This window comes from Luteimicrobium sp. DT211 (assembly GCF_049844995.1).
In the GTDB taxonomy this organism is placed as follows: Bacteria; Actinomycetota; Actinomycetes; order Actinomycetales; family Cellulomonadaceae; genus Luteimicrobium.
This window is the reverse complement of the sequence record NZ_JBNCMC010000008.1, coordinates 104,122-110,309: the sequence shown is the minus strand read 5'-3', so window position 1 is coordinate 110,309 and position 6,188 is coordinate 104,122. Positions and strand designations below refer to the sequence as shown.

General features: G+C 72.1%; 3 protein-coding genes and 1 pseudogene. 1 reads left to right on the top strand and 3 read right to left on the bottom strand.

Annotated elements, in window-relative coordinates:
* Nucleotides 1–205 precede the first annotated feature (205 nt).
* Entirely contained in the window at nucleotides 206–1,150 is a 945-nt protein-coding gene (locus ACLQ14_RS16475) for a phosphoribosylaminoimidazolesuccinocarboxamide synthase (protein WP_425814985.1), read from the top strand.
* A 63-nt stretch (nucleotides 1,151–1,213) separates the two neighbouring features.
* Here ACLQ14_RS16475 and ACLQ14_RS16470 read toward each other — a convergent pair whose 3' ends face one another.
* The 3 genes and pseudogenes from ACLQ14_RS16470 to ACLQ14_RS16460 form a co-directional block, all read right to left on the bottom strand.
* Nucleotides 1,214–2,479, bottom strand: a complete 1,266-nt coding sequence (locus ACLQ14_RS16470; protein ID WP_425814983.1) for a S53 family peptidase — start codon at nucleotides 2,477–2,479, stop codon at nucleotides 1,214–1,216.
* 172 nt (nucleotides 2,480–2,651) lie between these two features.
* Nucleotides 2,652–3,173 (bottom strand): annotated as a pseudogene (locus ACLQ14_RS16465) (protease pro-enzyme activation domain-containing protein); the annotation flags it as partial.
* A 254-nt stretch (nucleotides 3,174–3,427) separates the two neighbouring features.
* On the bottom strand, nucleotides 3,428–6,028 hold the full coding sequence (locus tag ACLQ14_RS16460) for an Ig-like domain-containing protein (protein ID WP_425814981.1): 2,601 nt from the start codon (nucleotides 6,026–6,028) through the stop codon (nucleotides 3,428–3,430).
* Between the last annotated feature and the right edge of the window lie 160 nt (nucleotides 6,029–6,188).

The window sequence follows — 6,188 nt, the reverse complement described above, 5'->3', positions numbered from 1 at the left end:
CGGGCGAGCGACGTCGTCGGGCGGGCAGAACGGAAGCCGGGCCGCGGCCTCGCCGCCCCCGACCCCCTCACACCCGCTCGTCGATTCGAACACGTGTTCGATTCTGCCATGACCCACCGACACGCACCACCCCCGATGGCGGCGCATCCGACGCGAGCGACTTCCGACGAGATCGCGGGTCACCGTCGGCGAGTTCTGGGAGACTGTGCCCGTGACCGAGACCCTCACGCTCCCCGGCTGGCGCCACACCTACTCCGGCAAGGTCCGCGACCTGTACGAGCCGGACCTTCCGGCGCTCGGCGGGGTCCACCCGCTCGGGGACGTCGTCCTCGTCGTCGCGAGTGACCGGATCAGCGCGTACGACCACGTGCTCGCCACCGAGATCCCCGACAAGGGCGTCGTCCTCACGCAGCTGAGCCTGTGGTGGTTCGACCGGCTCGGGGACGTCGTGCCGAACCACGTGGTGAGCACCGAGGTCAGCGCCGAGCCGGGCGACGGGCTCGTGCCCGACGTCGTGGCGGGGCGTGCGATGATCTGCCGCCGCCTCGACATGTACCCGGTCGAGTGCATCGTCCGCGGCTACCTCACCGGCTCGGGCCTTGCCGACTACCGCCGCACGGGCGAGGTGTCGGGCCTCGCGCTGCCGGGCGGCCTCACCGACGGCTCGCGCCTCCCTGAGCCGATCTTCACGCCGTCCACCAAGGCGGAGCAGGGCGACCACGACGAGACCGTCACGTTCGACCAGGTCGCCGCGACCATCGGGGCCGACGACGCCGCCCGCCTCCGCGACCTCACGCTCGCCGTCTACGGGCGCGCCGAGGAGCTGGCGCGCGAGCGCGGCATCGTCCTCGCGGACACCAAGCTCGAGTTCGGGCGCACGGCCGACGGGACCGTCGTGCTCGGAGACGAGGTCCTCACCCCCGACTCCTCGCGCTTCTGGGACGCGACGACCTGGGAGCCCGGCCGCTCCCAGCCCAGCTTCGACAAGCAGTACGTGCGCGACTGGCTGACCTCGCCGGCCTCGGGCTGGGACCGCGCGTCCGGCGCCGAGCCGCCCGCCCTGCCCGACGACGTCGTGCAGGCCACGCGCGACCGGTACCTCGAGGCGTACGAGCGACTGACGGGGAGCCCGCTCGAGCAGGAGCACTGACAGCACGACGGCGCGGCCCCGCGAGGGGGTACCGCGCCGTCCTCCGGCCGTCCCGGTGCCGCCCTACGGGGCCGGGCTGCCCGCGGCCTTCGCCGCAGTGAGCGCTCGCGCTCGGGCGAGGAACGCGTGCCCGTTCGGTGTCCCGACGCCGGTCATGGTGTCGTAGCCCGTCCGGGTGCTCTGGTCGGTGTACTGGCGGTCCTGGGAGTCGAACGTCTCGAGGAGGGGCGCGCCGCACAGGTCCCAGTTGCTGGCAGGGCAGTACACCGCCGACCGCGTTCCCGGGGTCTTGGAGGTCACGGGCAGCGCGTCGTGGAGCGCCGAGCTCCCCGTGAGCGCGTACAGCGCCGGGTTGGCGAAGCCGAGCCGGCCACCGCCTTGCTGCGCGACCGCGACCATCCCGGCGACGAGCGGCGTGGCGAGGCTGGTGCCGCCGTCGGGGAAGACGTCGTAGAAGTCGTTGCCCTTCTCGTTCTTCTCGACGTCGACCTGCTGGATCCCTGTGAACGCGTCGGCCAGGGCCGCGATGTCGGGCACCGCCCGGCGCGGCGTCGTCAGGTCTCCTTGCGGTGCGCGCGAGACGGACGCGGGCACGACGCCCTTCTGGTACGCGGGCTGCGCCCACAGCAGGCTGATGCCGCCCCCGGCGGCGCTACGCCCGATGCCGTACGAGGTGTAGCCCTTCGTACCGACCGACAGCTCCTTGTTGGACCACCCGGTTTCGAACAGCCGCTGGTTCTTGGCGCCGATGCCCAGGCTCGTGCCGCCGACGGCGATCGCGAACGGGTCGCTGGCGGGAATCTCCACGCCGGGGTTGTCGCCGGAGGCGAAGTACATCCCGACGCCCTCGGCGGCCGCCCGGACCAGGATGGTGTGCATGATGGTGGCGTAGCCGCCGGGCATCGACTCGTCGGTCAGTCCCCACGAGTTGGAGACGATCGTCGCGAGCGGGCCGCTCGAGCCGCTGCCGAGCACCGTGGTCTCGGCGTCGAGGAGCGGCTGCACGCCCTGGTGCTCGAGGTTGCAGCTGTCCCCGCCGACGAGCAGGTGCCGGGCGCCGGGCGCCATCGCGTAGCCGGCCTCGACGTCGAGCTGCTCCTCGACGTCGAACGGGTTGTCGCAGTCGTTGCCGCGGCCGATGGTGAGCTGCTGGTAGCTCGTCGACCTCGGTGCGGGCAGGCTGCCGAGCTTCGCGAAGCGGGTCAGGGCCTTGACCATCTTGTACGGGGTGCCGACCTCGATGTAGGCGATCGTCTGCCCGGTTCCGGTGTCCCCGGGCTGCAGACCGTAGGCGGCGCGGATCTGCTTCGCGGTGTAGCCGCAGCCCACGAACGGGAACCTCGTCGACCCGTGGTAGGTCGGGAGCCCACTCTTGATGCGTTGGCCGTAGTAGGTCTCGCAGGGCGGCTTCTTGGCGGCGGCGGCAGCGCTGGCGCTCGCCGCGACGCGGGCCGCGGTCCGGCGGTTCGTGTGGAGGGTCCACCGGCTGGAAGGTGTCGAGGCCCGTCACGCCGGTCACCCGGGACGCGAAGCTCGACGGGAGGGCGACCTCGCGGTCGTTGGAGGTCACGGTCTGCGTGCCGCCGCCGGGCGCGGCGACCCCGTAGCGCTTGATCGTGACCGAGAACGCCTTCTGGACGGTCCCGACGGGTGCCTGTCCGGTGACGTAGCTGCGCTGGGCGTCCGTCTTGACGTGGGTGAAGCCCTGCTGCGTCAGCCACGTCCGGACGGTGCGGGCGGTGGCGGCGTCTGCCCCGTAGGCCGCGGCGAAGGCGGAAGGGGAGAGGTAGCGGTGGTAGCGGGCCGATCCTGGGGTGCTGATCGCGGTGGCGGCGGCCTCCGCGCCCGCGCGCGGACGGAGCCACAGCTGAACGGTCAGCGGGGTCGCCGTGCTGGCCGTGCCGATCGCGGACCGGGAGCTGATCTGTGGCGACACGCTCCCGGAGAGGCGTTGAGGCGGTGCATTCGTCGGGTCCGCGTCCGCCTGTGCCGCCGTCAGCACCAGGCATCCCGCCGCCAGCATCGCCCCGGTCGTCATGGCGCCCCGGCGTCCTCGTGCAGCTCGCATGTCCGTGCTCCCCTGCTCGAACGGTCACCGCCCCGGAGGGGCGGGCCCGGATCCGGACTGTCCGGACACAGGCAGGGAGGTCGGGGTGCACCGGCGCGTGACACGTCCCGTCCGGGCGGTCCGGCGCCGCCCTCCCGCAGGAGCGCCGGCACGCCGGCGGCGCGGCCACCCGTAGGGGTGACCGCGCCGCCGTCGGCCGGTGGTCCGGGTCAGTTCCGGACGGTGATCTTCTCGGTCACCGTCGTCTTGTCGCCGTCCTTGTCCGTCGCGGTGGCCAGCAGCGCGTGCGTGCCGTTCGCGAGGGTCCGGGTGTCGAGCCGGTACGTGAACGTCCCCGCGGTCGGCTGGTACGCGTAGTCGAGCCCGGCCGAGTCGACGCGCAGGTTGTACGCCTGCAGGTTCGCGCCGGAGAGCGTGACCTTGACGGTCGTCTTCCCCGACACGGTGTCGCCCGCGGCGGGGCTCTTGAACGCGAGCACCGGCGCGTTGTGGACCATGAAGGACACGGTCTTCTCGACGCCCTTGCCGTTCGTCCCGATCGCGTCGACCTTGAGGCCGTAGACGCCGTCCGCGAGGGTCGTGGTGTCGACGACGAGCTTCGGGTGGGTGCCGCCGTTGGTCGAGCCCGGCGCCTTGGTGTTGTCCGTGACCCAGACGTGCCCCGCGCCCTGGTTGAGCTCGATGTACGTGTAGGAGACGTCCGCCGCCGGGCCCTCGAGCGCGACCGCGAACGTCGCCTTCCCGCTCACGACGTCGCCGTCGTGCACGGAGATCGACGTGATGGCGGGCGGCAGCGGGCCGGGGTAGGTGTCGAGGTAGGTGGTCGAGTCGTCGTTCGATCCGGCGACGGCCGCTTTGCCCGCGTCGTTGACGACGTGGTCGATCCCGCCGACCCCGTTGAGGAACCGGGTCACGGCGTGCGTGAACGTGACGCCCTTCGTGACGGGCGCCGTGATCGCGGACTGGAGCCGGATGTCGGATCCGTCGTTGCGCGTCGGGTCGAAGAACGAGTAGATCCCGAGCCCGGACGCGGTGTGGCGCTTCACGTCGGGCGCCACGGCGTACGAGGCGTAGCCCTTGCGCGAGCCGTCCATCCAGGCGGACTGGGTGGGCGGGTCGTAGGGGAGCTCCGACTGGTAGAAGACGGTGGTGCCGTCCTCGCCGTTCCAGACGACCTGCTCCTTCTGGTAGTGCTCGACGAACAGGCCCGTCGCGGTGACGTTCGCGCCGTTGACGACGAGACCGTGGTCGGCGGTGTTCTGCTGCCAGCCCACGCCGGCGCCGTGGTCAGCGCGCCACGACCAGATGTCGTCGAGGAGCGTGTACGGCGTGTTGACCTCGATGGCGGTCGTCACACTTCCGGCGTGCGGGCCGCCGACGCGGACGAACACGTCGGACAGCGTCGTGGGGTCGGACGCGTCGGCCTTGCGGCCGTCGCGCGGGCCCACCTGGACGAGGACGTCGGACTTCACGGCGCCCGCGTCGACGGTGATCCCGGCGATCTTGATGCCGGCGACGTTGCTCGTCACGAGCGCGGGCGAGCCAGTCGTCGGCGAGAGGGTCGCCATGCCGAGGCCGAGGACGACCTGGTCGGCCCGCGTGACCCGGAGCGCGTCCTCGAGCGCGTAGACGCCCGGCGTGAGGATCAGGTCCATGCCCTTGCGGAGCTGCTTGTTGATGGTCGCCGCGGTGTCGCCGGGGTGGGCGACGTACACGTCGGACAGCGGCACCGTCGTGCCGGTCTCCGTCCCGTCGGCCCAGGCCGGTCCGCTGCTCGCGGTCCGCGCGTCGGGCACGAAGATGCCGTAGCCGCCCGTGGCGGTCCACGTGAGGAACGGCGCGTCCCGGCTGACCGGCGTCTTCGGGACGACGGTGTAGGCCGGGTTCGGGTAGGCGAGCTGGTCGGCCGTCACCTTGCCGGACGGCGTGGTGAACAGGGCGTTCGCGTTCACCCCGGACAGCACCTGGTTCCAGACGGCGCCGTCCCACGTACCGAGAGTGGTGTCCTGCGTGTACCACTGCTGCTGGGAGCCGGAGGAGATCGTCCCCGAGACCCGCGAGTCTGACAGGTACCCGCCCGAGGAGAAGCCCCCGAACCGCGGGAACACCGACAGGCTCCCGGTCACGTCGAGACGTCGCAGCGGCGCGGCCTGGGAGACGGCCCACCGGAGCTGGTGGGCGTCGGCGACGCCCTCCGGGTTGAGCAGACCATCGGGGTTGTCCGGCGACGGGTAGCAGACGCCCTTGACGCCGGTGTCGCCCGGGACGGGCTGCTGGATCGGGTTGATCTTCACGTTCGACAACGAGCGCCAGAAGTTCGTGAGGGCGCTGTCGCCGCCGCCGCTGTTGTCCCACGGGCAGACGTTCGTCGGCGGGACGCCCTCGGCGTGGATCGCGCCGTTGATCGTGACGTCGTCGGGGTTGGCCCCGAGGCCGGCGACGGTCTCGTAGTAGCCCACCTGCCCGTTGACGACGCCGGTCGCGGTGGCGGGGTTGTCCTGCCCGGTCGCGCTCCCGTAGGTCCCGGGCTTGAAGAAGAACGCGTGCCGGTCGGTGCTGAACTCGCCGTAGCCCTGGGCGGCGGCGAGCGCGCTGTTGATGTCGGTCGTGGACATGGACGGGTCGAAGATCGTGACGTTCGGCCCGAACGGGTTGTCTGCCGGCGCCGGGCCCGGGGGAGCGGCGAGCGCCGTGCCTCCGGACGTGACGAGCGCGGCCCCCGCGAGCCCCGACGCCGCGATCAGCGCGACGACGCGGCTCCCGTGCCGGTCGGCGCACACGCGGCGTGCGCGATGGTGCTTCGTGGTCATCTCTCGTGTTCTCCTTCGAACGCGAGCACCGACCCCGGCCCGTGGCTCCGCAAGCGAACGGGGGAGGCTCGATGGACGTGCACAGCGCGGGTGCGTCTCCAGGCGGAGCCACGCGCTGCGAGCGTCACGCTACGTGACGCGTGTCTTCGCCGCCAAGGGG

Excerpts from the sequence above, each read along its gene's own strand:
- ACLQ14_RS16460 (WP_425814981.1), bottom strand. The coding sequence starts at position 6,028 with ATGACCACGAAGCACCATCGCGCACGCCGCGTGTGCGCCGACCGGCAC.